Annotated in this window: 20 protein-coding genes and 3 pseudogenes; 15 read left to right on the top strand and 8 right to left on the bottom strand. The window is 66.3% G+C overall.

All coding sequences use genetic code 11. The features are described 5' to 3' along the window. The first annotated feature begins 113 nt into the window (after positions 1–113). The 8 genes from OWC43_RS18475 (at position 114) to lexA (ending at position 7,758) form a co-directional block, all read left to right on the top strand. Positions 114–1,640: a Do family serine endopeptidase gene (locus tag OWC43_RS18475; protein ID WP_393957736.1), complete on the top strand. Its 1,527-nt coding sequence runs from the start codon at positions 114–116 to the stop codon at positions 1,638–1,640. A gap of 174 nt (positions 1,641–1,814) precedes the next feature. Next, positions 1,815–2,687 (top strand): aldo/keto reductase, encoded by an 873-nt coding sequence (locus OWC43_RS18470; RefSeq protein ID WP_393957735.1) that lies wholly within the window; start codon positions 1,815–1,817, stop codon positions 2,685–2,687. Between the two features lie 180 nt (positions 2,688–2,867). After that, the gene (locus OWC43_RS18465; protein ID WP_393958591.1) at positions 2,868–3,275 is read left to right on the top strand and encodes a hypothetical protein; all 408 of its coding nucleotides are present in this window, start codon (positions 2,868–2,870) and stop codon (positions 3,273–3,275) included. Positions 3,276–3,367: 92 nt separating this feature from the next. Then, positions 3,368–4,447 carry a tartrate dehydrogenase gene (locus OWC43_RS18460; RefSeq protein WP_393957734.1) on the top strand — a complete coding sequence of 360 codons (1,080 nt, stop codon included), beginning with the start codon at positions 3,368–3,370 and terminating at the stop codon, positions 4,445–4,447. 11 nt (positions 4,448–4,458) lie between these two features. Further along, positions 4,459–5,283: a 3-keto-5-aminohexanoate cleavage protein gene (locus tag OWC43_RS18455; RefSeq protein ID WP_393957733.1), complete on the top strand. Its 825-nt coding sequence runs from the start codon at positions 4,459–4,461 to the stop codon at positions 5,281–5,283. Between the two features lie 681 nt (positions 5,284–5,964). After that, positions 5,965–6,591, top strand: coding sequence for a hypothetical protein (locus tag OWC43_RS18450; protein WP_393957732.1), 627 nt, complete (start codon positions 5,965–5,967; stop codon positions 6,589–6,591). Next, positions 6,588–6,836 carry a DUF1236 domain-containing protein gene (locus tag OWC43_RS18445; RefSeq protein ID WP_393957731.1) on the top strand — a complete coding sequence of 83 codons (249 nt, stop codon included), beginning with the start codon at positions 6,588–6,590 and terminating at the stop codon, positions 6,834–6,836. The genes OWC43_RS18450 and OWC43_RS18445 overlap by 4 nt, the downstream gene beginning before the upstream one ends. Positions 6,837–7,029: 193 nt before the next feature. Then, the gene (gene lexA, locus OWC43_RS18440; protein ID WP_393958590.1) at positions 7,030–7,758 is read left to right on the top strand and encodes a transcriptional repressor LexA; all 729 of its coding nucleotides are present in this window, start codon (positions 7,030–7,032) and stop codon (positions 7,756–7,758) included. Here lexA and OWC43_RS18435 read toward each other — a convergent pair. Then, a complete protein-coding gene (locus tag OWC43_RS18435; protein ID WP_393957730.1) occupies positions 7,752–9,998 on the bottom strand; it encodes a ComEC/Rec2 family competence protein in 2,247 nt (748 codons plus the stop codon). The two genes, lexA and OWC43_RS18435, sit on opposite strands and share 7 nt — an antisense overlap. A gap of 143 nt (positions 9,999–10,141) precedes the next feature. On the opposite strand from OWC43_RS18435, the gene gltX reads away from it, so the two are divergent. The 5 genes and pseudogenes from gltX to OWC43_RS18410 all read left to right on the top strand — a co-directional run bounded on the left by gltX (position 10,142) and on the right by OWC43_RS18410 (position 15,015). Continuing rightward, on the top strand, positions 10,142–11,566 hold the full coding sequence (gltX, locus tag OWC43_RS18430) for a glutamate--tRNA ligase (RefSeq protein ID WP_393957729.1): 1,425 nt from the start codon (positions 10,142–10,144) through the stop codon (positions 11,564–11,566). A gap of 209 nt (positions 11,567–11,775) precedes the next feature. Further along, positions 11,776–13,065, top strand: coding sequence for a citrate synthase (gene gltA / locus OWC43_RS18425; RefSeq protein WP_137827927.1), 1,290 nt, complete (start codon positions 11,776–11,778; stop codon positions 13,063–13,065). A 137-nt stretch (positions 13,066–13,202) separates the two neighbouring features. Beyond that, positions 13,203–14,102 (top strand): annotated as a pseudogene (locus OWC43_RS18420) (MBL fold metallo-hydrolase). After that, positions 14,099–14,599: pseudogene (locus OWC43_RS18415) on the top strand (DUF2243 domain-containing protein). Before OWC43_RS18420 ends, OWC43_RS18415 begins: the two co-directional pseudogenes overlap by 4 nt. A gap of 206 nt (positions 14,600–14,805) precedes the next feature. Further along, entirely contained in the window at positions 14,806–15,015 is a 210-nt protein-coding gene (locus tag OWC43_RS18410; RefSeq protein ID WP_393957728.1) for a hypothetical protein, read from the top strand. A 9-nt stretch (positions 15,016–15,024) separates the two neighbouring features. Here the strand turns inward: OWC43_RS18410 and OWC43_RS18405 are convergent, their stop codons facing one another. The 4 genes from OWC43_RS18405 to OWC43_RS18390 form a co-directional block, all read right to left on the bottom strand. Beyond that, positions 15,025–16,074 carry a sensor histidine kinase gene (locus OWC43_RS18405; RefSeq protein WP_393957727.1) on the bottom strand — a complete coding sequence of 350 codons (1,050 nt, stop codon included), beginning with the start codon at positions 16,072–16,074 and terminating at the stop codon, positions 15,025–15,027. Further along, positions 16,071–16,523: a response regulator gene (locus OWC43_RS18400; RefSeq protein ID WP_393957726.1), complete on the bottom strand. Its 453-nt coding sequence runs from the start codon at positions 16,521–16,523 to the stop codon at positions 16,071–16,073. The genes OWC43_RS18405 and OWC43_RS18400 overlap by 4 nt, the downstream gene beginning before the upstream one ends. Continuing rightward, positions 16,520–18,403 (bottom strand): MHYT domain-containing protein, encoded by a 1,884-nt coding sequence (locus OWC43_RS18395; RefSeq protein WP_393958589.1) that lies wholly within the window; start codon positions 18,401–18,403, stop codon positions 16,520–16,522. The genes OWC43_RS18400 and OWC43_RS18395 overlap by 4 nt, the downstream gene beginning before the upstream one ends. A 139-nt stretch (positions 18,404–18,542) precedes the next feature. After that, the gene (locus OWC43_RS18390; protein WP_393957725.1) at positions 18,543–18,833 is read right to left on the bottom strand and encodes a PilZ domain-containing protein; all 291 of its coding nucleotides are present in this window, start codon (positions 18,831–18,833) and stop codon (positions 18,543–18,545) included. 206 nt (positions 18,834–19,039) lie between these two features. Here OWC43_RS18390 and OWC43_RS18385 point away from each other — a divergent pair, with 206 nt between their 5' ends. Both OWC43_RS18385 and OWC43_RS18380 read left to right on the top strand, forming a co-directional pair. After that, complete coding sequence (locus OWC43_RS18385) at positions 19,040–19,327, top strand: hypothetical protein (RefSeq protein WP_137827933.1); 288 nt, start codon at positions 19,040–19,042, stop codon at positions 19,325–19,327. Positions 19,328–19,344: 17 nt separating this feature from the next. Then, positions 19,345–19,707, top strand: coding sequence for a hypothetical protein (locus OWC43_RS18380; RefSeq protein WP_393957724.1), 363 nt, complete (start codon positions 19,345–19,347; stop codon positions 19,705–19,707). Between the two features lie 26 nt (positions 19,708–19,733). Here the strand turns inward: OWC43_RS18380 and OWC43_RS18375 are convergent, their stop codons facing one another. The 3 genes and pseudogenes from OWC43_RS18375 to OWC43_RS18365 form a co-directional block, all read right to left on the bottom strand. After that, on the bottom strand, positions 19,734–20,183 hold the full coding sequence (locus OWC43_RS18375) for a GNAT family N-acetyltransferase (RefSeq protein ID WP_393957723.1): 450 nt from the start codon (positions 20,181–20,183) through the stop codon (positions 19,734–19,736). A gap of 146 nt (positions 20,184–20,329) precedes the next feature. Further along, complete coding sequence (selD, locus tag OWC43_RS18370; RefSeq protein WP_393957722.1) at positions 20,330–21,376, bottom strand: selenide, water dikinase SelD; 1,047 nt, start codon at positions 21,374–21,376, stop codon at positions 20,330–20,332. A gap of 414 nt (positions 21,377–21,790) precedes the next feature. Further along, positions 21,791–23,668: pseudogene (locus OWC43_RS18365) on the bottom strand (methanol/ethanol family PQQ-dependent dehydrogenase); the annotation flags it as partial. Between the last annotated feature and the right edge of the window lie 203 nt (positions 23,669–23,871).

The raw sequence follows: 23,871 nt of genomic DNA, 5'->3' as shown, positions 1-23,871 counted from the left end.
TGTCCAAACCGTAATCTCCGCGCCATGCGCGGGTCAGACGGGCCTCCCTAGAACCTCTCTCACGGCCCGCCGCCCCGGCGGCCGGCCCAGAATGTTCCGAGAGAGACCGTCCCATGACACTGACCGTTCGCCGCCGCGCTCTCGCCTCCGTCGCCGCGGCCGCCCTCGTGGCCGGTGGGGCCGCCGGGTTCGGGCTTACCCAGCCCGCGACCCCGGCCTTTGCCCAGGCCCTGCCCCAGACCCCGATCGCCGCGCCGCAGCACCCTCCGGGCTCGTTCGCCGACGTGGTCGACAAGGTGAAGCCCGGTGTCGTCGCCGTGAAGGTGAAGCTCAACGCCGATGCCAGCGATGACGATGACGACGACACCCCCGGCAACGGCAACCTGCAGCAGGTCCCGCCGCAGCTGCGCGAGTTCTTCAAGCGGTTCGGCCAGGGTAACCAGGGTGGTTCGCAGGGACGCAACGCTCCGCAGCAGCGTGGCGAGCGCGGCGCCGTCGGCTCCGGCTTCATCATCTCCGGCGACGGCTACGTGGTCACCAACAACCACGTCGTCGATAAGGCCAAGACCGTGCAGGTGACGCTCGACGACAATCGCACTCTCGACGCCAAAGTCATCGGTAAGGATCCGAAGACCGACTTGGCACTGCTGAAGATCACCGAAGGTGGCACCTACCCCTATGTCCAGTTCGGCAAGGGCGCTCCGCGGGTCGGCGATTGGGTGGTGGCGATCGGCAATCCGTTCGGTCTCGGCGGCACCGTGACGGCGGGGATCGTCTCGGCCCGCGGCCGCGACATCGGAGCCGGTCCCTACGACGACTTCCTGCAGATCGATGCACCGATCAACAAGGGCAATTCGGGCGGCCCGACCTTCAACGTCAACGGTGAGGTCGTGGGGGTGAACACGGCGATCGCTTCGCCGTCGGGTGGCTCGGTCGGCCTCGCCTTCGCGATCCCCGCCGAGACGGTTCAGGCGGTGGTCGACCAGCTCCGCACCGACGGCAAGGTGGTGCGCGGCTATCTCGGCGTGCAGGTTCAGCCGGTGACGAAGGACATCGCCGATGGGCTCGGTCTCGACAAGGCCAAGGGGGCTCTCGTCGATCACGCCGAGAACGGTACCCCGGCGGCCAAGGCAGGGTTGAAATCGGGTGACGTGATCGAATCGGTCAACGGCACGCCGATCAACGATGCCAAGGAACTGTCCCGCAAGATCGCTGGCCTGAAGCCCGGCACCGCGGTGAAGCTCGCCTACCTGCGCAACGGCAAGAACGACGTCGCCACCGTCGAACTCGGCACGTTGCCCACCGACGCGAAGGTCGCGAGCCGCAGCAGCGACGACGACGCCACCAGCGGTCAGCCGCGGCTCGGACTCAGCCTCGCCCCGGCCGGCGATGTCGGCCTCGGCGGCGACGGTGTGGCGGTGATGGAGGTCGATCCCTCGGGCCCGGCCGCGGCCAAGGGCATCGAGCAGGGCGACGTGATCCTGGATGTCGCCGGCACCAGCGTCTCCAAGCCCTCCGACGTGCAGGCGCAGATCCGTGCTGCGCAGGCCAATGGCCGCAAGGCGGTGCTGATGCGCGTCAAGAGCGCCAAGGGTCAGACCCGCTTCGTCGCCGTCGCGCTCTCCAGCAAGGAGGGTTGATCGCCACGAGACGGGGTCGGCGACGACCCCGTCAGCCCGCTTGATTCCTTCCTCGACTCCGCGCCCGCTCATCCCGAGCGGGCGCATTTTTGTCTGACGCCCGTCGTCGGACCCACCGGCCCGCTGACGGGTTGCCCCGTCATTCGGAGGGGATGGTCACCGCAGGAGACAGACATGGCGAGCGTCCAGGGATCGGGTACCTTCGCGATCGGCGGGGATCTGACCGTCCATCGCCTCGGCTTCGGCGCCATGCGCGTCACCGGCCCCGGCATCTGGGGCGACCCGCCTGATCGGGAGCGGGCGAAAGCGACGCTGCGGGCGATTCCGAGTTTCGGCATCGATCTGATCGACACCGCCGACAGCTACGGCCCCTTCGTCAGCGAGGATCTGATCCGCGAGACGCTCCACCCCTATGACGGACTCGTCGTCACGACAAAGGGCGGACTGACGCGCCACGGTCCCGATATCTGGCGCCCGGTCGGAAATCCGGACTATCTGCGCCAGTGCGTCCTGATGAGTCTCCGGCGTTTAGGCCTTGAGCGCATCGATCTGTGGCAATTGCACCGGATCGGCCCGGATATCCCGCGCGACGCGCAGTTCGAAGCCATTGCCCGCATGCGGGAGGAGGGTCTGATACGCCATGTCGGCCTGTCGGAAGTCTCCGTCGCCGAGATCGAGGCGGCGCGCCAATACTTCCCCGTCGCGACGGTGCAGAATCGCTACAATCTCGTCGATCGAACCAGTGAAGCGGTGCTGACTCATTGCGAAGGATTGGGCGTCGGCTTCGTCCCTTGGGCTCCCCTCGACAAGGGCGCGCTGGCGGGGCCGGAATCGGCCCTTTCCACCATCGCCGGCCGCCTCGGTGTCGGGGCAGGGGCGGTGGCCCTCGCGTGGCTTCTCAAACGCTCACCGGTGATGCTGCCGATCCCCGGTACAGGTGATCCCGATCACCTCGCGGAGAACGTCGCCGCTGCCGAAGTGTCTCTGAGCGCGGACGAGTTCGAAACCCTCGATCGGGAAGGTCAGGCTGCCCGGAAGGCCGTCTAGGGAGAAATCGACGCGACCCGCGCTGCCGGCGTGCCGTTCCGCACGCATCTTGCTTTCCAACAGGAACCCGCGGCGGCGCGACGTCTTCGGTTTCCGTTGCGGTCGCCAGACCGTTGCCCTGCCACCCTGCCAGAGACGAGGATCGAGATGTCGAAGCTCCATCGTGCGCTTCTCTGCGGAATGGTGCTGTCCTGTGGGACGCTGGCAGGGCCGTCGCAGGCACGGCCGGGCTGGGTCTCCGGCACCTGGGTCTATGCCGATCTCTGCACCATGCCGGAGGACGGTTCGCAGGCGGGCCGACGCATCACCCTCAAGCGGTCGCCGAACGGTGATGGCCTCGTCTACGAAGGGGCCGGATTGCGAGCGCCGGTCGCGACTTCGGTCACGATCGACGACGCGACCAAGGACGTTGCCTTCCGGATCGAGACCGAGACAGGTTTCGTCAGCTTCCAGGGTACGGCGGGCCCGGATGCCTTGATAGGGACCCTCGACAGCGCCGCCGGATCGCAGCCGGTGCGGCTCAAGCGTGTCCTGCGCTCGCGTGCGCATGAGGCCTGCCCCGGGGAGACGACAGGCTCGATCAACTGATACCCCTCCCACCTCGCTTCGCCCTCCGCCGGCATTGACGCCGGCGCCCCGTGGCGCGACTGAGTCCGTCAGGTCGCGTCGCGGAGGAAGCCTTGGCCGAGAGCAAGCGCAGCTATCGTATCGCCGTCATCCCCGGTGACGGCATCGGCAAGGAAGTCGTGCCGGAGGGCGTGCGCGTGCTGGAGCGGGTGGCCCAGCGCCACGGCTTTACCCTGCAGCAGGATTGGTTCGATTTCGCGAGCTGCGACTATTACGAGGCCCACGGGCGGATGATGCCCGAGGACTGGAAGGCGCAGATCGGCACGCACGATGCGATCTTCTTTGGCGCCGTCGGTATGCCGGATCGCGTGCCGGACCATATCTCGCTGTGGGGCTCGCTGATCCAATTCCGTCGCGAGTTCGACCAATACGTGAACCTGCGCCCTGTCCGCCTCATGCCGGGTGTAAAGAGCCCGCTGGCGGGCCGCGAGCCCGGCGACATCGACTTCTGGGTCGTTCGCGAGAACACCGAGGGCGAGTATTCGAATGCGGGGGGGCGTATGTTTCCCGGCACCGATCGTGAATTCGCCGTGCAGGAATCGGTCTTCACCCGCCACGGCACCGATCGTGTGCTGCGCTTCGCCTTCGAACTGGCCAAGAGCCGCCCGAAGAAACATCTGACCTCGGCGACGAAGTCCAACGGTATTTCGATCACGATGCCGTACTGGGACGAGCGGGTGCGGGCCGTGGCGGAAGCCTATCCCGGGATCCGTTGGGACCAGTACCACATCGATATTCTGACTGCGCATTTCGTGCTGAACCCGGACCGGTTCGACGTGGTGGTGGCCTCCAATCTGTTCGGTGACATCCTCTCGGATCTGGGCCCCGCCTGCACCGGGACCATCGGCATCGCACCGTCCGGCAACATCAATCCCGAGCGACGGTATCCGTCCGTGTTCGAGCCGGTTCATGGATCGGCTCCCGACATCGCGGGACAGGGCCTCGCCAATCCGATCGGGCAGATCTGGTCCGGCGCGATGATGCTGGAGCATCTCGGTGAGCGCGAGGCCGCGGCGGAGATCGTCGCGGCCATCGAGCGTGTGCTTCCGGAACAATCGCTGCGCACGCGCGACCTCGGTGGCACGGCCGACACGACGGCCTGCGGCCGGGCGGTTGAAGAGGCGATCGGCTAGGAGAGGGGATCATGCGGCCCGTCGTCATCACGGTGGCGATCACCGGTTCGGTCGCCCGCAAGGCCGATAACCCGACCGTCCCGATCACGCCGGCCGAGCAGATCGAATCGACTCAGGCCGCCTACGAAGCGGGCGCATCGCTCGCCCACATCCATGTGCGCGACGACGACGAGAGCCCCTCCCACGACCCCGACCGCTTCGCTCGGGTGCAGGAGGGGATACGCCGCCACTGCCCGGGGATGATCGTCCAGTTCTCGACGAGCGGTGCGGAGCCGGACGCCGACCTGCGCGGCGCTTGCCTCGATCATCATCCGGACATGGCCTCGCTCACGACGGGCTCGACCAATTTCGCGGGTGGCATCTACCAAAACCCTGCGTCGCTCTACACGGCGCTGGCCAACCGGATGCGCGCGAGCGGCGTTCGGCCCGAGATCGAGGTTTTCGATCTCTCGCATCTCCACAATGCCCGCCGCTTGATCGATGCGGGCCTCGCTGATGCGAGGGCGCACATTCAATTCGTGCTGGGGATTGCCGACGCCATGCCGGCTGATCCCGTGGCGCTGGACTTACTGCTCGCCGAGGCGCGGCGCTTGCTGCCGCAGGCAAGCTGGGGCGCCTTCGGCATCGGCCGCTTCCAGCGCGAAGCCATCGGTTGGGCGCTCGAGCGCGGCGCGACCGGCATTCGCACCGGACTGGAAGACAATATCCGCCTCTCGAAATCCGAACTTGCTGACGGCAACGCTTCGCTCGTCCGCTTGGCGGTCGAACTCTGTGCCGAACACGATGCGCGACCCGCTACGCCCGCGGAGGCGCGCGCTCTGTTGCATCTCGCCTGATCGCCGTCGCGCGAATGTGACGGCACGGCCATCGGAAGTCGGGTGCGTCCCGGCCATTACCCTACCAATCGGTAGGTTGAAGTGAGCCGCATGACCATCACATGCGCTCCCCCCGCTTCAGACGGGCCATTCGGTACGCCAGCGCGGTTGGTGCTTGGGGACGGTCATGGACCGGCCCTCGCGGTCGAGGATTTCACGGCGGGACCGGTGCATGACGGGCATGTCGGGGGCGGCGCGTCGCCGCCTGAATTGCGGTGCCCCTTCATCAGCGTCGGTGTCACGCCGTTTCTCGGCTTTTCGGTCCTCTACGATACACAACGCTCGGGTCTCGCGGTGCGACCCCGAGCGCCGATACCCGGCGGCCCGGTGACATTTCTCCCGCAATGACGAACATCAGCGTCGGCCTCCGGATTTGAGCGTGATGTTTGATCTTTAGCCAAACCCGTATTTCAGAAGAATAAGCATTGAGCGCAGTGACTATCGCAAGCTCTGCGTTTCCGGGCGAGTTATTGCCAAGGTTCCCCCGCCAAAAGCGCAAAAACTGAGCATTGACGGAACGCTTTCTACGCACTGGCCGTTGCGAGGCCGGTTTCCGCGCCGTGCGTGGCGTCGGGTAGAGGACAGGGACCACGATGAGCAAGTTCTTACGCAGCACGGCCACGGCGGCCATCCTCGTACTCGGTGCGGCGACCGCCTTGGCCCAGGGCGGCGGCGCTGGCGGTGGGGCTGGCGGCGGAGCCGGTGGTGGCGCGGGCGGTGGTGCTGGTGGCGGCGCAGGCGTCGGTGCTGGTGGTGCCGGCGGCGGGGCTGCCGGTGGCGGAGCCGGCGGCGCGGGCGGCGGAGCCGGTGGCGGCGCGATGCGCGGCGGTGAGGCCGGCGGCGCGGGCGGCGCCGGTGGTGCCGGCGGCGGGATGCGCGGTGGCGATTCTGGCGGTTCTAGCGGAGCCGGTGGCGCAATGCGGGGTGGTGAGCCCGGCGGTGCGGGCGGTGCGACCCGCAGCGGTGCGCCGGGCGAGAAGGGTGCACGCGGTGGTCAGAACGCCGGCGAACGCGGCGGCCAAGACGCGGCGGGTGAGCGTGGTGGCCGCGACGGTGCCGAGCGGGGCGGCAGGGACGGTGCCGAGCGCGGCGATCGCAACGGCCGCGATGGTGCCGAGCGTGGCGACCGCAACGGTCGCGATGGCGCCGAGCGCGGTGATCGCAATGGTGCCGAGCGGGGTGATCGCGGTGGCCGTGACGGCGCCGAGCGCGGTGACCGCGGTGGACGCGGCAACGTCTCCGAGGCTCGTGGCGCGACGCGGAGCTTGAATACGACGCAGCGCACCGAGTTCCGCCAGTCGATCACCAGCACCAACGTCCGGTCGGTCAGCAACGTCAATTTCTCGCTGAACGTGGGCACGGCGATTCCGCGGTCGGTCTCGCTGCACCCGCTCCCGCCGACGATCCTGACGCTGGTCCCGGCTTATCGCGGATTCCAGTTCATTCTCGTGCGGGACGACATCGTCATCATCGACCCGGACACCTACGAGATCGTCGACGTCATCCCGGGCTGATCCGACTTCAATAGCCGATCAGGGCGGCGGGGCTTCGGCTCCGCCGCCTTTTTTTATGCCGTCCACGCAGCGCATCGACAGCATCACACGGCCAAGCCGGCACTTGCAGAACAGGATAGGAACGTCTAGCCTGTTCGCGATTTGTTTTCCACGATCCGGCGGCGGCTATGCCGCACGCGACAGCAGGTGCCGCATGCTGACCCGCAAGCAACTCGAACTCCTTCAATTCATCCAGTCACGGATGCAGGAGAGCGGCGTACCTCCGTCGTTCGACGAGATGAAGGATGCTCTCGACCTGAAGTCGAAATCGGGCATCCACCGGCTCATCATGGCGCTCGAGGAGCGGGGCTTCCTGCGTCGGCTGCCGAATCGAGCGCGTGCCCTCGAAATTCTGCGGATGCCGGAGGCACCCGCCGCCAAGCCAGCTGTTCCGACAGCCGAGCTGCGCCGCTTCACGCCGAGTGTGGTCGAGGGCGGACTTGCCGGTAAGCCGGTCGCGCCGAAGGCTCCTCTGCTGCAAGCGCAGGACGGCGAGGGCCGACCGGTCATCGTGCCGGTGATGGGCCGCATCGCCGCCGGTACGCCGATCTCGGCGATCGAAAGCCAGAGTCACACGATTGCGATGTCGCCCGATTTTTTGGCCGGTGGTGAGCATTACGCCCTCGAAGTCCGCGGTGACTCGATGATCGAGGCCGGTATCCTCGACGGCGACTTGGTGGTGATCCACAAGCAGGAAACCGCCAATAACGGCGATATCATCGTGGCCCTGATCGACGACGAGGAGGCGACGCTGAAACGCCTGCGCCGTCGCGGCTCCTCGATTGCGCTCGAGGCGGCAAACCCTGCCTACGAAACCCGGGTTCTCGGACCGGACCGGGTCCGCATCCAAGGCAAGCTCGTCAGTCTCGTGCGCCGTTACTGAAGCGAGTCCATCTCCGTAACGCCGGGATCTACGGCTGATCCTGTCTCTGGTGAGGCTGGATTGGTCGCTGGCGCCACAGCGACCGGTCGAGCTTGCCAAGGCTGTGGCGTCTGACTGCTACGGGCCGTGACAATCTCGGGATGGGGTGCCCCAAGCCGGATCGCTGTCGCTCCGTGTGTTTCAAGATAATTTTTGTCGATTCTCAGGGGTGCGCGACAGTTCGGTGGCGGCCTCAATCGGCTGATGAGGATATCGGCACGGGCGCAATCTTCTTCAAAGGCGCGTTTGTCGAGCACCAGCGCGACCGTCCGTCCATCGAAGGTGGTCATCGTGCAGCCGAGTCTGTCACAACGAGGTTCGGGGCCTCCGTTGAGAGAGGCGGCCGAGCGAGCATCACCGTCGGCTTTCAACCATTGTTCGAGCACGAAGGTCGGCGGACGCCCGAGTACAGCAAGGCGTCCATCCGTCCCTCGGATCGCCGCTCCGGCGCCGTCGCGATCGATGTAGAGGTCGAAGCGCGCCGGTGTTGCAGCGGCGGCAAGGCCGATTGCTGCGGGCAAGATAGCGAGCCCGCGCAGACGTGAAACCGGCAAGGTCGCGAGCAGCAGGGCTAGCGCCAGCAGCACCAACGCGCCAGCGCCAAACGCCGGGAGTACGACCGTCGATTGGCCGAAGCCCGTGATCCATTCCGAGATGTCGAGCATCCCGCGAACGGCGAGGCCCATGACCCACCAGACCGGCCGGTCGAGGGCAAAGGGATAGGCGATCATCCCCAGGACCGCGGCGGGCATCACCGCGAGCGAGACGAGCGGAAGCGTCAGCGCATTGCCAATGAGGCCGAAGGGCTGGATGGTCTGGAAATGGTAGGTCGCGAAAGGCGCTGTCGCAAACTGAGCAACCAACGTCGTCGCGAGCGTGCCGACGCCGACAGCCAGACATCGTGAGATGATACGCAACAGCGCTGAATCGCGCTCCCGTCGAAACGACGCTCCATCGAGGAGGGGCGCACAGGCGATCAGTCCGGCCACGGCCGCAAACGACATCTGGAAGCTCGGACCAAGCAGCGCTTCAGGTTCACGGGCGAGGGCGAGGATCGCGGCGAGGGCAAGATTGCGCATGCTGAGCGCCGGCCGGTCGACCAGAACCGCGCCCAACATGACCAAGGTCATGATGAGAGCACGCTCGGCGGCGACGTCCCAGCCGGAGAAAGCGCAATAGGCGGTCACGCCGACCATCGCGGTGCCGGCCGCTATCTTCTTGATGGGGAAGGCAAGGGCAAGGATCGGTACCAGGGCGAGGCCGGCCCGGACCAACCAGAACACCACGCCGGCCGCGAGCACCATGTGCAATCCGGAAATGGAAACGACGTGATAGATACCGGCCGCCCGTAATACGCGGTTGGTCTCCTCCGTAATTAGGCCGCGCTTGCCCGTCACGAGCGCCGCCGCGACCGCGCCGGCCTGACCACCGATCGCGTCCGCGATGCGCCGAGTCAGGTGATTGCGGGCCTCGTCGATCGAGGCCGCCATTTTGAGCGCGAACGGAAGGGGGATCGTTCGCGGTGCGATCTCCACCTTGCCGCTGAGCGAGCCGACCGCACCGATGCCCCGAAAATATGCATCACGGGCAAAGTCGTAGCCACCCGGCCGGGCCGCTTCCGGGGGCGGGAGCAAGCGCGCTGTGGCGCGGATCGTATCGCCCGGCCGCACGGACTGCCCGGCCTTGTATGAAACGCGGACCCGGCGTGGCTGAGCCGCCGCGGTGAGGTCGCCGAAGCTCTCGACACGGACGATCAACCGGGCGCCGCCCTCGCGTTCCTCCAGCCCCTCGACCACGCCGACGAGTGGCGCAATCATGGTGCGGGCGAGGATCGGCCCGGCGACGGAGTTCACGCGCCAGACGCAAGCGGCGAAGCCGAGAAAGGCCGTGCCCAGTCCCAAGACAAGCGCGAGCCAGGCTGGCCGGGCCTGCAGGAGCGGAGTCAGCCCAAGGCAAAAGCCGGCCGCAACGAGCGGAGCGGCGAGCGTGGGTGTCCCGTCGGTGCCCGTGAAGTAGACGAGGATCCCGATCCCGAAGGCGACGGCAAGCCAGGGGAACAACCGCCTCTGTTCGCCTTCGCGGTCCAGTCCCAGCCGAAACTCACCGGCGGCGAGCGCCAAGAGACGGGAGGGCGTTGGGACGCGGTCGGCGAAGAGGGCGGGACGCGTCACCCGCAGCGCCCTTCCGCCGTTTCTCGCCATCCGGCCGAACTCCGCTCCCTGCGCCGTGCCGACCCGGAAAGCGCCGGTGACGAATTCTTAACGCATCCGCATCCTCGTGCTACACGCCCGCCATGGAGCGGCGACCGCCGCCCTCCCGAAATTTCAGGTTTTCAAGAACATCGATGTCGGCACCCGTCGTCACGCGCTTTGCGCCCTCGCCCACGGGCTACCTCCATATCGGCGGCGCGCGCACGGCCCTGTTCAATTGGCTCTATGCCCGCCGCTTCGGCGGACGGATGCTGCTGCGAATCGAGGACACCGATCGCGAGCGCTCGACGCAGGGCGCCATCGACGCGATTCTCGACGGCATGCGCTGGCTCGGCCTCGATTGGGACGGCGAGGTGATCTACCAATTCGCCCGCGCCGAGCGGCATCGCGCGGTTGCCGAGAGCCTGCTGGCGTCCGGCCATGCCTATCATTGCTACGCCACCGCCGAAGAGCTGACGCAGATGCGCGAGACGGCGCGCGCCGAGGGCCGGGCGCCGCGTTATGACGGCCGCTGGCGCGACCGCGATCCGTCCGAGGCGCCGGCCGGCGTGAAGCCGGTGATCCGCCTGCGCGCCCCGCTCGAGGGCGAGACCGTGGTGGATGACGGGGTGCAGGGCCGCGTCACCTGGGCCAATCGCGATCTCGACGACCTCGTACTGCTTCGTTCCGATGGAACCCCGACCTACATGCTCGCCGTCGTGGTGGACGACCACGACATGGGCGTGACGCAGATCATTCGCGGCGACGACCACCTCACCAACGCCGCGCGCCAAAGCCAGATCTATCGGGCACTCGGCTGGGACGTTCCGGCCATGGCGCATATCCCGCTGATTCACGGTGCGGACGGAGCCAAGCTCTCGAAGCGTCACGGCGCGCTCGGCGTCGAGGAATACCGCGACCGCGGCTACCTGCCCACGGCGCTCCGCAACTACCTTGTCCGTCTCGGCTGGAGCCACGGCGATCAGGAGGTCTTCTCGACGGAGGAGATGATCGCGGCGTTCGATCTGAAGGCGATCGGCCGCTCGGCGGCGCGTTTCGACTTCACCAAGCTCGAAAGCCTCAATGGCCTCTACATACGCGGCAGCGACGACGCGGCCCTCGTCGCGGCGATCGAGGCAATTCTCCCCGCACGCGGCCCGGAGCGCGGCCTGCCGACCACCCTTTCCCCCGAGCTTCGCGAAAAGCTCGTAGCCGCGATGCCGGGGCTGAAGGAGCGCGCCAAAACTCTCGTGGAGCTGCTCGACAGCGCCTATTACCTCTACGCCCCCCGTCCGCTGGTGCTCGATGCCAAAGCGGACGCCCTGCTCGCCGGTGACGCGGCGGAGCGTCTGCGGAGCTTGATCCCGGCGCTCGAAAACCTGCCGGAGTGGAACGCGTCGGCGACGGAGAGCGCCGTGCGCCGTTACGCCGAAGAGGCGGGAATCAAACTCGGCCAAATCGCCCAGCCGTTGCGAGCCGCGCTCACCGGCCGAGCGACCTCGCCGCCGGTCTTCGACGTCCTGGCGGTCCTCGGGCGCGACGAATCGTTGGCGCGCCTGCGGGATCGCGTCGCGGGCTGATTTCGAACCGCGAAGCGGTGACAAATGGGCCCGGTTCTCGCATCTGCGAAGGACGAAAGGCACCCGCCCGTTGCTGGGTCGGGGCCGATCCGCTAACCCGGTGTTCCAGTGAGCAGGCGCAGCTTTCCGCTGCGGCGCCACAACGGATCGGGAGGCGGTTCGGCTTCCGATCCGGTGTTGTCCCCGTCGCGAGAAAGGACCGCGTTCCCATGAGCGCCTCCCCCAGCACCATCATCGTGGGTGACAAACACGTCGAGCTCCCCGTCAAATCCGGTACCATCGGACCCGACGTGGTCGATATCGGCAAGCTTTACGCTCAGACCGGCAAATTCACCTTCGATCCGGGCTTTACCTCGACCGCTTCCTGCGAATCGAAGATCACCTACATCGATGGCGACGAGGGCGTGCTGCTGTATCGCGGCTATCCCATTGAGCAGCTGGCCGAGCAGGGCGACTTCCTAGAAACGGCTTATCTGATGCTGTTCGGCGAGCTGCCGACCGCCGCCCAGAAGGCCGATTTCGATTACCGGGTCACGCGCCACACCATGGTGCACGACCAGATGAACCGCTTCTTCCAGGGCTTCCGCCGCGACGCCCACCCGATGGCGGTGATGGTCGCCTGCGTCGGCGCGCTCTCGGCCTTCTACCACGACTCGACCGATATCTCGGACGAGTCGCAGCGGATGATCGCCAGCCTGCGCATGATCGCCAAGATGCCGACGCTGGCCGCCATGGCCTACAAGTACACCATTGGCCAGCCGTTCGTGTATCCGAAGAACGATCTCGACTATACGTCGAACTTTCTGCGGATGTGCTTCGCTGTGCCTTGCGAAGAGTACGTGATCAATCCGATCTACGCCCGCGCGCTCGATCGGATTTTCATCCTCCATGCCGATCACGAGCAGAACGCGTCGACTTCGACGGTGCGCCTGGCCGGCTCCTCGGGGGCCAATCCGTTCGCCTGCATCGCCGCCGGCATTGCCTGCCTGTGGGGACCGGCCCATGGCGGCGCCAACGAAGCGGCACTCAAGATGCTCATGGAGATCGGGCATCCGGAGAACGTGCAGAAATACGTCGCTAAGGCCAAGGACAAGAACGATCCTTTCCGCCTCATGGGCTTCGGCCACCGGGTCTACAAGAATTACGACCCGCGTGCTCGTATCATGCAGAAAACCACTCACGAGGTGCTCAACGAGCTCGGGATCAAGGATGACCTGCTCGAAGTGGCGGTGCAGCTCGAGCAGATCGCGCTGAAGGACGAGTACTTCATCGAGAAGAAGCTCTACCCGAACATCGACTTCTATTCGGGCATCACCCTGAAGGCCCTCGGCTTCCCGACCTCGATGTTCACCGTGCTGTTCGCCCTGGCCCGCACGGTCGGTTGGATCGCGCAATGGGCCGAGATGATCGAGGATCCGTCGCAGAAGATCGGCCGCCCGCGTCAGCTCTATGTCGGCCCGGACCGGCGCGATTACGTCGGTATCGGTCAGCGCGGCTGAGGCCTTACGGGCCGCGCCCCTGCGGCGCGGTCCCTGCTCGTCAAATCGGTTCCGCCTCCGGAACTTGGCCGCTCCTCTGACGCCTTCACCGGCATATCGGTGCGCTGGAAGCGCCGAACGCACGGAAGGAGACGGCCGTGGCGCAGCAGATACCGGTCAGCCCGCAGGCGCGAGCCGACGATCCGCGGGCGGATGCCGAACGAGGCGACCATACTCACGCGGTCGCGTCCGACCTCGCCTATCGCCGATTGGTTCTGGCCAACGTCGTCTTCGTGGGCGAGCCTGATGCGGGTGACCGGGGCTGGGTGCTGGTCGATGCCGGCATCCCCGGCTCGGCCCCTGCGATCCGCGACGCCGCCGAAGCTCGCTTCGGTCGCGATGCCCGCCCTGCGGCGATCGTCCTGACGCACGGTCACTTCGACCATGTCGGGGTTCTCGAAGATCTAGCGCGGGAGTAGGACGCGCCGGTTTTCGCCCACGCGCTGGAGCGACCCTATCTCGACGGGAGCGCGTCCTACCCGCCGCCGGATCCCAGTGTCGGTGGCGGGCTGATGGCGCGTCTCTCGCCGCTCTATCCGACAAGTCCGGTCGATGTGTCGGAACGCCTGCAAACGCTTCCCGCCGACGGAAGCGTGCCGCCGATGCCGGGTTGGCGCTGGATCCACACGCCCGGTCATTCGCCCGGTCACGTGTCGTTCTGGCGCAGGGCCGACGGCAGCCTGATCGTCGGCGACGCGTTCGTGACCACGGCGCAGGAATCGGCCTATGCCGTCGCGACTCAGGCGCCGGAAATCCACGGCCCGCCGATGTACCTGACGACCGAGTGGGATACCGCCGCATCATCTGTGCGGACGCTCGCAGCCCTCAAGCCGGAGCGCGTCATCACTGGCCATGGTCGCCCACTCGCCGGACCCGATATGCGGCGCGGCCTCGATGCCCTCGCCCGGGATTTCGAGCGCGTTGCCGTCCCGGAAAGCGGTCGCTACGTCGAGATGCCGGCCCGGGCCGAAGATGGCTCAGCCTATCGCGCGCCGTGAGATCCGTCTCAGCGACAGCGACAGCGGCAGGGGAGGGCGGTTCGTTCCCGGTCGCTGCCGGAGTTCTGCTCGGCCTCGGCCTCGGCGGGTTCTTCGATGGCATCGTCCTGCATCAGGTGCTGCAATGGCATCACATGCTCAGCTCCTAGTACCCAATCGATTCGATCGAGAACCTGCAGCGCAACACGCTGTGGGACGGCGTCTTTCACAGCGCCGCCTACGTCTTCGTCGTGCTCGGACTGTTCGTGTTGTGGCGCCGTGCCCATCGACAGCACCGACGCTGGTCATACCGGGTGCTGGTCGGCAGCCTCCTCATAGGATGGGGCTTGTTCAACCTGATCGAGGGGTCGATCGATCACCATTGGCTCGGCGTGCATCACGTCAACGAGCGGGTCGACCGGGTGCAGTGGCTGTATTGGGACCTTGGGTTCCTCGGCTGGGGCCTCGCCATGCTGCTCAGCGGTTGGTGGCTCGTCCGGCGGGGGAGGGGGCTGTGACCGCGCCGTTGCGAGTCCTGCCCTGGCTCGGGCTGGCAGCAGCCCTCGGCGTCGCGACCATGCCGGCCTGGAAAGTGTTGCTGTTGGGGGTGGAGCCGAGTCTCGAAGAGCTTCTCGCCCTGCGTTGCGCGCCGCCGTAACGGCGACGCCCCCACATGCCGGTCGCGCCCGCAGAATTCCGGTCCGCCGTCGGCAAGCGGCCCAGGATGACCGATCCCGCCGGGAAAGAGGGCCACGTTGTGAGCCAACCCATCACGAGTGAACCCACCAAACCCGGAGACGACGCCCCGCCCGGAACTCCCGGCAGCGGCGAGAATCTCTGCCGATCCTGCGCTGGCTCGGGCCGGACGGAAGCAGGCGCGTGTCCGGATTGCAAAGGCACCGGAAAGGTCACAACCGGCATCGGTGGCGGCTGAGCTTGCAGCTCACGCCTGGAACGACAGGACTGCCCGTGTTCCGGTTCGGCCCGGAGCGTAGGTGAGGGCGGAGCGCAGGTTCGAGGCCATCGCTCGGATGATCCGGGAGCCGAGCCCGGTGCCCTTCGCCTCGCCTTCGCCGGTCCAGCCGACGCCGTCATCCTCGACCGCCAGCGAGAGGGTGTCCGGATCCTGACGCTCCACCGTGACCCGGATCTCCCCCGAAGTCTCTGCCGGGTAGGCGTATTTGTAGGCGTTGGTGACGAGTTCGGTGACGACGACGCCGAGGGACACCGCCTTGTCTGTCGCGAGCCGAATCGGCTCGGCTCGGAGGCGGATGGCGTGGTCGCGCCCCGAGGCCTTCATGGCGAGCTGCAATTCCTCCACGAGGCCGCTCAGATAAGCGTCGAGTTCCACCGCCTCGACATCCTGCGAGGTGTAGAGGCGCCGATGAATGCCGGCGATGGCCGAGATGCGGTTCTGCATCTCTTCCAGGGCGTCTTTGGCGGCCGGATCCTTGACCGCACTGGTCTGCATGCGGGCGAGCGCCGCCACCAATGTCAAGGAATTGGCGACGCGATGATTGACCTCGCGCAGCAAAAGCTCGGCGCGGTCACGGGCTTCCCGAACCGCTGCCTCGGCACGCTCCTTGTCCCGCCGCAAAGCCTCCGCGCGCAAAGCCGTATCGACCGCCTCGCCCAGCAACTCGCGAAACTGGCCCTGCACATCCTTCCAAACGTAATCGACCGCTCCCGCCTTGAGGGCGGCGACCGCCACGCGGCTGTCCTCGGAGCCGGTGACGTAGACCACCGGGGGAGCGTCCGGCAGGGCGCGAATATCCGGCAGGAGATCGAGCCCGGTCTGCCCCGGCATGTGATGGTCGAGGGCCACCAGGTCGATGCCGCCCTCGCGCAGCCGTGCGAGCCCCGCACCGCAATCGAGGACGACCTCGACGGCGTAGCCACGACTCTGAAGCGCCCGTTGCACGAGGCGGCCAAGGCCCGGATCGTCATCGATGTAGAGGATGCGGCCGGCGGCCGGGGCAGGCGACCCGCTCATGAGTTCTCGGGCACTTGCATCACCGAGAAGAACAGTCCGAGCTGACGGATCGCGTTCGAGAAGCCTTCGTAGTTGACCGGCTTGGTGATGTAGACGTTGGCGCCGAGATCGTAACAGCGTTGGACTTCGCGGGCGTCGTCGGTGGTCGTCAGAACCACGACCGGCGAGCGGCGGGTATGCGGATTGGCCTTGATCCGCTCGAGAATGTCGATGCCGGTCATATCCGGAAGGTTCAGGTCGAGCAGGACGAGCAGATGACGCCGTGCGCTCGCCTCGCCGGTGCCGCCCGGCCCGAGCAGGTAGGCGAGCGCAGAGGTGCCGTCGCGGAAGGGAACGATCTCGTTGTTCACGCCCGCGCGGCGGATGTTGCGCTCGATCAGGCGGGCATGACCTTCGTCGTCCTCGATCATTACGATGCAGACGGGGTGCACGGCGGTCTCCATCGTCATTCGGCGGCGAGCCGCGTCACAGCGGCCTCCATCCGATTGCCTGTAACCGTCCCGCGGGGCAGCGTCACCGTGAACGTCGTGCCCGTACCCAGCGTCGAGGACAGCTCGATGCGGCCATCCAGCGCCCGCACCAGGGCCTTCACATGGGCAAGGCCAATTCCGTCGCCGGGTTGATCCTGCGCACCGGAGCGGCGGAACAACTCGAAGACGCGGGCATGATCCTTCGTTGCGATGCCGCGGCCATTATCCGAGACGACGAAACGCACCCGGTTGCCCGGCGCCGGCTTCGCCGCGATCTCGATGCGCCCCGGCCGGGCGGGATCGAGGTATTTCAGAGCGTTGTCGACGAGATTGCCGAAGATCTGCTCCACCGCGAGGCGGTCGGCGGCGATGGTCGGCATGCCCTGCGCCACCGTGACGATCGCGCCCCGCCGCTCGGCCTGATGGCGCTGGGCATCGACGATGCCCTGGAACAGCGCGGTCGTGTCGATGGGCTCGGCGTCGAAGCGGCGTCTTCCCTCACGGGACAGTTTGAGAATCGCCGCAATCAGACCCTCCATCTTGGTGATCGCCGCGCTGATGAAACCCAGTGCCTCGGCCATATCGGTATCGATCCGCTTGGCCTGCGGATGGTCTCCGAGCGCCGCGCGGATGTCCTCGCGGGTCGCCTCCAATTCGCTGGTGAAACCCATCACGTTGACGAGGGGCGCCCGCAAATCGTGGCTCACGATATAGGCGTAGCGCTGAATCTCCTCGTTCGACTCGCGCAACTCGGCTTCGGCCTCCCGCTGCTCGGTGATGTCGGTATGGACGCCGACCCATTCGCGGATTTCACCGTGCGGATCCAGAACGGGGATCGCCCGGATGGCGAAATGGCGCCAGGTCCCGTCCTTGGCCCGAACTCGATGCTCGTGGACGAAGGTTCGGCGCTCCGCGACCGTTCGATTCCATTCATCGATGCTCGCTTGCCGGTCGTCGGGGTGGACGGCCTCGGCCCAACCATAGCCTTCATATTCGGCGCGCGACTGGCCGGTCAGGGCCGACCATCCGGGCTGTTCCCCGGCCATGCGGCCCTGCGGGTCGTTCGTCCAGAGCACACCGCGCACGGCTTGGATCGCGGCGCGGAAGCGTTCCTCGCTCGCGCGCAGCTCGCCCCCGACTCTTTGTTGATCGACCGAGGAAGCGAGGATCGCGAGAAACAGGATGACGAAGGTGGCACCCGCGACGGCGAGCGCGAGGTTCTGCTGATCCACGCTCGTGGCAGCGACATGGGCTGCGTGCGCCCCGCCCACCTCCGCCGTCAAGGTTGCCGCCGCCATTCCGGTATAGTGCATGCCCGCCACGGCCGCGCCCATGAGGCAGGCGGCACCGAGCTTCTGCCAGGGACTGCCGGTGCGGAAGGTGAGCCAGAGGGCAGCGGTCGCCGCCGTGATCGCGATCGCGACCGAAAGGGCGACGATCGGTACACTGAAGGCGAGATTGCCGTGCACCTGCATCGCCGCCATGCCGGTGTAGTGCATCGCGGCCACCCCGATTCCCATCAGGGGGCCGCTGATGAGGATATCGCGGTCACGGGCGCCTTCCCGGGCGACGAAGGCGAGAGCGAGGCCGGTGACGCTGATGGCGATGGCAAGCGAGAGGATCGTGAGCCCGAGATGGTAGCTGGCCGGTAGCCCCATCTCGAACGCCAGCATGCCGACGAAATGCATCGACCAGATGCCACCGCCCATCGCCAGGGCAGACCCTGCGAGCCAGGCGAACCGCAGCTTCGGATCGGCGCTGCGAACCCGCCCCCCCAGGTCGAGGGCCGTGTAGGACGCGAAGACCGCGATGGCGATCGACAGGGCGACGAGCGCCGGATTGTAGCCTGTTGGGACCATCGCCATCGGGTTCGGGTGGAATTGCGAACGCCGTCCGAAGCTACAAAATCACACGCGGAGGCGCCATCGCGATCAGTGATGGCGCGAGGGTACGATCGTGTGAGAAAGGAATTTTCCGCGCGACCTGAGCTTCCTCGGATTAGGCTCGATTGTCTTGCGGCTGGAAGCGGGCACCGATCATTTCATCTTCGCGCCAGATGACACGGCAGACGGTCGCGGCCGGAAGACACGAGGCAACCAGCAGGAACACGTCGGGGATGATAGCGGCGTCCGGCAGGGTGATCCGCACACCCCCGTTCGAGACATCATGCACGAGGCAACCGACCGAGCTGTGCTCGTCAAGCGCGATCAATCCAGCCTCGCCGACACGGAGGCGCGGTTCTGCTCGCTGCTCTGCACTGGTCACCATGGTCCGTCCAAGATCGCTCATCGGCCCTCGAACTCGCAGGTCGGCGTCAAGGAGAGGCTGACGGCATGCATCGAATTGCGTGCATCTCTCACAATTCCTGTGACTGTGAGCGTATTCGTCGCGAAGTCGTGCTGAAACTGGGCCGGGGATGATCGAATTAACCGCTCACGATGCTCACACCGCGCGAGTGCGATAGAGCTGTCGATCGGTTTGTTAGGGACATGATCATGCGTCTCCCGGTTTTCACTGCCGCCGCTCTCGCCGCTCTGGGCGCGGGTGCTGTCGGAGCCCAAGCCCAGCCCTTCGAGGGACCGCCCGGACGTTATCCGCCCGGAACGATCATCCAGCGCCAGACCAACACCACGGGCAACAGCGTCGATTACGTCATCGCGCCGGGTCCGACCGGTGCCGACACCATCACCACGAATTCCGCGGCCGGTGGCAATGCCGGGCAGCCCGAGCGGGCGATCCCGCAGGGGAGCGGGGGCGGCGGTACGGGCGGCAGCGCACGCTGACGAGACGGCGATCAGCCGTGGCGTTCCGCTCCGAGACTCCGCCACCCCCGGCCGACCGCATACCCGAGGCGCCCCCCGCTTCATCCAGGCCGACAATAGCGCAGCTCAAAGCGGAGATCGATTCCGGCGCCACCGGCGACAAGATTGCAGCTCATGATCCTGGCCTTTCGCCGCTGGGTACCGATGACGAGGCGGCGGGCCGCCCCCCCGAGCCGGCCCGTGTCGCGCGGGCCCGTGAACAGGAGACCCATCCGCGTCGACGCCGAGCGGCGCGGATGAACACCGCTCATGGCCGTAATCGCTGGGTCATGCCCCTCTATGCGGGAGTCGTCGTGGCGATTGCCCTCTTAATAGGGCTTGGCCTCTGGATCCTGCCGTAGCAGATCGGCCATCGGTCGGCGGCGCTTCAACCCTTCTTCCGCAGGGGTCTGACAAACCCTCCCGCCGCGTCCTGGAAGCCGGTTGCACGGCAAAATGCCTCCAGTGTCGGTGCGTCCGGTGCCGTGAGACATTGGAGATCGTCGCAGCCGGCCATTCGCGCGGCCTGCGACGCCGACTTCAGAAGCTGGCGACCAATCCCCCGGCGGCGGTCGTCAGGCGCCACCAGCAGGGTGGTGATCTGGGCGACTGGGGCGTCGCTCGAGAGTGCCGGATACCAATGCAGGACGACGATCCCGCTCGGCGGGCCCCATTCCAGGGCGAGTAGGGCTGTCCCCGTTTGATGACGGAGAGTTTCGAGGCGTTGCGCCAAGACGGATGCAGCAACGGGATGACCGGCGTTCAGCAGCATCTCCGCGAGACCGGGCGCATCGGCGGGCGTGGCGGTGCGAATTTCCAGGCCGTAACGGCGCCCCAAGCCCAACTCCGTGTGTCTGGTGATCGGACATGCGGTTCCCGCCCTGCAGCCACCGCCAAGCCGATCTTCGGCGAATGTGCGACGATGACGAACCAAGCTCGCCCTCGACCCTCATTGGGTTAGCACGAGATCGGGGGGAGGGGGGTTCAGATCACGCGGACCCTGGGCGCGCCATCCTCGACGCGCCCGATGATGGCCGCCTCGGTGAATCCGGCAGCCCGGATCGCCACGAGATGCGCTTCCGCCCGCTCGGGACGACAGGACACGAGGAGCCCGCCCGAGGTCTGCGGATCGGTCAGCAGGTGGCAGTGCCAATCCGGCATGCCCTCCGGCAGGATGACGGACTCGCCGTAGGCCGACCAGTTGCGACGGGAGGCGCCGGTGATGAAGCCGTCGCGGGCCAGGGTTTCGGCGTGGGTCAGCAGCGGTACGGCTGCCGCTTCAATCACCACCGTCAGACCGGCCCCACGGGCCAATTCGAGCCCGTGGCCGAGAAGACCGAAGCCCGTGACGTCGGTCATGGTATGAATGTCGGATTCGCGCGCGAGTTCGGCGCCGATCCGGTTCAAGCGCGTCGTCGTGGCGATGAATTCGTCGTAGCCGCCAACGGGCAAGGCGGCCCGCTTGATTGCTGCGGAGTAGATCCCGACACCGAGGGGCTTCGTCAGGATCAAGGCGTCCCCGGACCGCGCATCGGTGTTGCGGCGGACCTCGTCGCGCCGGCAGGTGCCGATGACTGCGAGCCCGTAGATCGGCTCCGGCGTGTCGATGGAATGACCGCCGGCGACCGGAATGCCAGCTTCGGCACAGAGGCTCGCACCGCCCTTCAGGATCTGCGCGATGATTTCGGGTGCGACCTTGCCCACGGGCATGCCGAGGATGGCGAGCGCCATGATCGGCTTTCCCCCCATGGCATAGATGTCGGAGATAGCGTTGGTGGCGGCGATGCGGCCGAAATCGTAGGGGTCATCCACCATCGGCGTGAAGAAATCGGTGGTGGCGATCACGCAGGTGCCGTCATCGAGAGCCCATACGGCGGCGTCGTCCGAGGTTTCGTTGCCGACGAGGAGACGCTCGAACGGGCCGGCCAGCGGTTGGTCGGCCAGCAAGGTGCGCAGCACGCCGGGATCGAGCTTGCAGCCACACCCACCGCCATGCGCCAGCGTGCTCAGGCGAACCGATGTCGCGTCCATCTCTCGCTCCCAGCACTGGCGGCTCGATCACCAATCGACACGTTTTAGGTTGTCGACGGCCTCTTGGAAGTGCGTCTTTGGCCGCGGCTGCCCGATGGTTGCTCGTGAAATGCTGCAATCGCGCCGAGCGGCATCTGCTATCTTTGGCGTGTGAAGCTTCGCTTACTCGCCCCAGATCCGGTCTTCTCGGCACAATCGCGTGACCGATGAGCCTGAGGCGCGAGCAGGTGATTGCTGGTTTCGAAGGAAATCGAAAGGCGATGAGCAGGACGCGTCTTCGTCAACAGTGCTTCGCGGTTTTCGCGCGCAGTCGAGAGCTGTGACGGGCACAGCTCCTGAACGCGCCAAGGCCCGCGCTGTGTGAGCGCGGGCCTTGGCGTGTCGGTTCGGTGATGGTGTTGTGTTTGGTTGCGACTTGGCGGCCGACTTCCACTCGCCGACATTCGGATCGTCGTAGGGACTCTTGCCGTCGAGCGAGAACACGATCACGCCGCCGCCCATCTGGGTGTAGTTGGCGAGCTTCTTGAACGCGCCCACCGCGCCGAGACCGGCGGTCGGGTCGGCGAGATCGAACACCAGACCGACGCCCGGCCAGCCGCCGACGCCGTAGTAGATGGCGACGTATTGCGTGCCCTTGTGGGAGTAGGTCATCGGGTAGCCGATGGCGCCGGACGGGATCTTGAACTTCCAGAGAAGGTCACCCGTGTCGGAGTCGCGCGCCTTCAGGTAGCCGTCGAGCGTGCCGTAGAAGACGAGGTCACCCGCAGTGGCCATGGTGCCGCCCCACACGGCGAAGCGCTCCATCTTCTCCCACTTATAGTCGCCGGTGATCGCGTTATACGCCTTGATCTGACCGAGACCTTCGTAGTTCTGACGGTCGCCCTTCGGGCCCGGATACATGTTCAACGTCGCGCCGACGAAGAACTGACCCGCACGGTAGGGCAGCATGAAGGGCTCCCAATCCATGCAGATGTGGTTGATGCCCATGAAGAAGAGTTCACGCTTCGGATCGTACGAATCGTGACCCTGGTTGTGGTAGCCCATCGCCGAGGGGCAGATATCCTTGGCGAGGTGGTCCATCCGGGTGCCGTATTCCGGATCGCGCACCGGCTGACCGGTCTTCAGGTCGACCGACTTGAACACGTTGACCGTGTCGTCGAGCTTGTTGGCCGAGACCAGCGTGCCGTCGGTGCGGTCGAGCGTGTAGACGATGCCGTTCCGGTCGGGGTGGGTCAGCAGCTTGCGGGCCTTGCCGTCCTTGTCCTTCTGCTCGGAGAGCATCATGACGTTGACGCCGGCATAGTCCCACTCGTCGTGCGGGGTCTTCTGGTAGCCGAACTTGGCTTCACCCGTATCGGCGTCGCGGCCGAAGATGGTCATGGTCCACTTGTTGTCGCCGGGACGCATGGTCTCGTTCCACGGCGCCGGGTTGCCGGTGCCGAAATAGATCAGGTTGGTGCCCGGATCGTAGGCGTACCAGCCCCAGTTGGTGCCGCCGCCGATCTTCCAGGCATCGCCCTCCCAGGTGCCGGTGCCCAGGCCCTTCTGGCCGTAATGGGCGTTCTTGACGTTGAAGTCGTCGGCCAGCAGCAGGTCCTTGTCCGGACCCGTGGCGTAGGCGCGCCACACTTGGCCGCCGGTCTTCACGTCGTAGGCGGTGAGGTAGCCGCGCACGCCGAGTTCGGCGCCCGAGGAGCCGATGATCACCTTGTCCTTCACGACGTAGGGGGCGATGGTCAGCGTCGAACCGACCTTGATGTCCGAGTTCTCGACCTTCCACACCGTCTCGCCGGTCTCGGCATTGAGGGCCACGACGTGGCCGTCGAGCTGCGTCTTGAGGATCAGCGACGGGGTCTTGCCGTCGCCGGGCCAGTAGGCGAGGCCGCGGTTCACAAGGTCACAGCAGGCGACGGCGCGGGCGGCGGGGTTCTGCTTCGGCTTGTCCTGCCACAGGATCGTGCCCGGATCGTCGAGGCCGAGGGCGAAGGTGTTGTTCGGGAACGAGGTGTGGATGTACATCTTGCCGTCGACGACGAGCGGCGCACCCTCGTGACCGTTCAGCAGGCCGGTGGAGAAGGTCCACGACGGCTTGAGCTGCTTCACGTTGCTCTTGTTGATCTGCTTCAGGTCGCTGAAGTTGTTCGAGTCGTAATTCTTGCCGGGCATCACCCAGTTGTCGTCGCTCTTCGACAGCTCGACGAGTTTGTCGTTGGCGAAAGCCCCGCTCGACAGGGCCACCGGCGCGAGCGCCAGCATCGCCAGTGCCGAGACCGATGTCACGTATCTGCTCATCCTGCGTCTCCTCGCTCAACCGCCACGCCTTTCGGCCTCGCGGCACCACTCAGATTTCACGTCCGAGGTTTCAGGCACGCTTCGAAGTCCAGCTGCGGCCCGCGGAGATTCTCTAAGCATTTCCTTAGAGCAGCGTGGCCTTATGAAAGACTTATTAGCGCTCCTTCGCCTATAGTTTCTAGGCTTTTATTGGAGTATATGTC

This window comes from Methylorubrum sp. POS3 (genome assembly GCF_043352485.1).
In the GTDB taxonomy this organism is placed as follows: Bacteria; Pseudomonadota; Alphaproteobacteria; order Rhizobiales; family Beijerinckiaceae; genus Methylobacterium; species Methylobacterium suomiense.
The sequence above is the reverse complement of the archived record's forward strand: the minus strand, read 5'-3'. Positions and strand labels throughout refer to the sequence as shown.

What these genes read in the sequence shown, in the direction of transcription:
- OWC43_RS18475 (WP_393957736.1), top strand. Translation starts at nt 114, where the DNA reads ATGACACTGACCGTTCGCCGCCGCGCTCTCGCCTCCGTCGCCGCGGCC.
- OWC43_RS18470 (WP_393957735.1), top strand. Translation starts at nt 1,815, where the DNA reads ATGGCGAGCGTCCAGGGATCGGGTACCTTCGCGATCGGCGGGGATCTG.
- OWC43_RS18465 (WP_393958591.1), top strand. Translation starts at nt 2,868, where the DNA reads ATGGTGCTGTCCTGTGGGACGCTGGCAGGGCCGTCGCAGGCACGGCCG.
- OWC43_RS18455 (WP_393957733.1), top strand. Translation starts at nt 4,459, where the DNA reads ATGCGGCCCGTCGTCATCACGGTGGCGATCACCGGTTCGGTCGCCCGC.
- lexA (WP_393958590.1), top strand. Translation starts at nt 7,030, where the DNA reads ATGCTGACCCGCAAGCAACTCGAACTCCTTCAATTCATCCAGTCACGG.
- OWC43_RS18435 (WP_393957730.1), bottom strand. Translation starts at nt 9,998, where the DNA reads ATGGCGAGAAACGGCGGAAGGGCGCTGCGGGTGACGCGTCCCGCCCTC.
- gltX (WP_393957729.1), top strand. Translation starts at nt 10,142, where the DNA reads ATGTCGGCACCCGTCGTCACGCGCTTTGCGCCCTCGCCCACGGGCTAC.
- gltA (WP_137827927.1), top strand. Translation starts at nt 11,776, where the DNA reads ATGAGCGCCTCCCCCAGCACCATCATCGTGGGTGACAAACACGTCGAG.
- OWC43_RS18410 (WP_393957728.1), top strand. Translation starts at nt 14,806, where the DNA reads ATGACCGATCCCGCCGGGAAAGAGGGCCACGTTGTGAGCCAACCCATC.
- OWC43_RS18405 (WP_393957727.1), bottom strand. Translation starts at nt 16,074, where the DNA reads ATGAGCGGGTCGCCTGCCCCGGCCGCCGGCCGCATCCTCTACATCGAT.
- OWC43_RS18400 (WP_393957726.1), bottom strand. Translation starts at nt 16,523, where the DNA reads ATGACGATGGAGACCGCCGTGCACCCCGTCTGCATCGTAATGATCGAG.
- OWC43_RS18395 (WP_393958589.1), bottom strand. Translation starts at nt 18,403, where the DNA reads ATGGTCCCAACAGGCTACAATCCGGCGCTCGTCGCCCTGTCGATCGCC.
- OWC43_RS18390 (WP_393957725.1), bottom strand. Translation starts at nt 18,833, where the DNA reads ATGAGCGATCTTGGACGGACCATGGTGACCAGTGCAGAGCAGCGAGCA.
- OWC43_RS18385 (WP_137827933.1), top strand. Translation starts at nt 19,040, where the DNA reads ATGCGTCTCCCGGTTTTCACTGCCGCCGCTCTCGCCGCTCTGGGCGCG.
- selD (WP_393957722.1), bottom strand. Translation starts at nt 21,376, where the DNA reads ATGGACGCGACATCGGTTCGCCTGAGCACGCTGGCGCATGGCGGTGGG.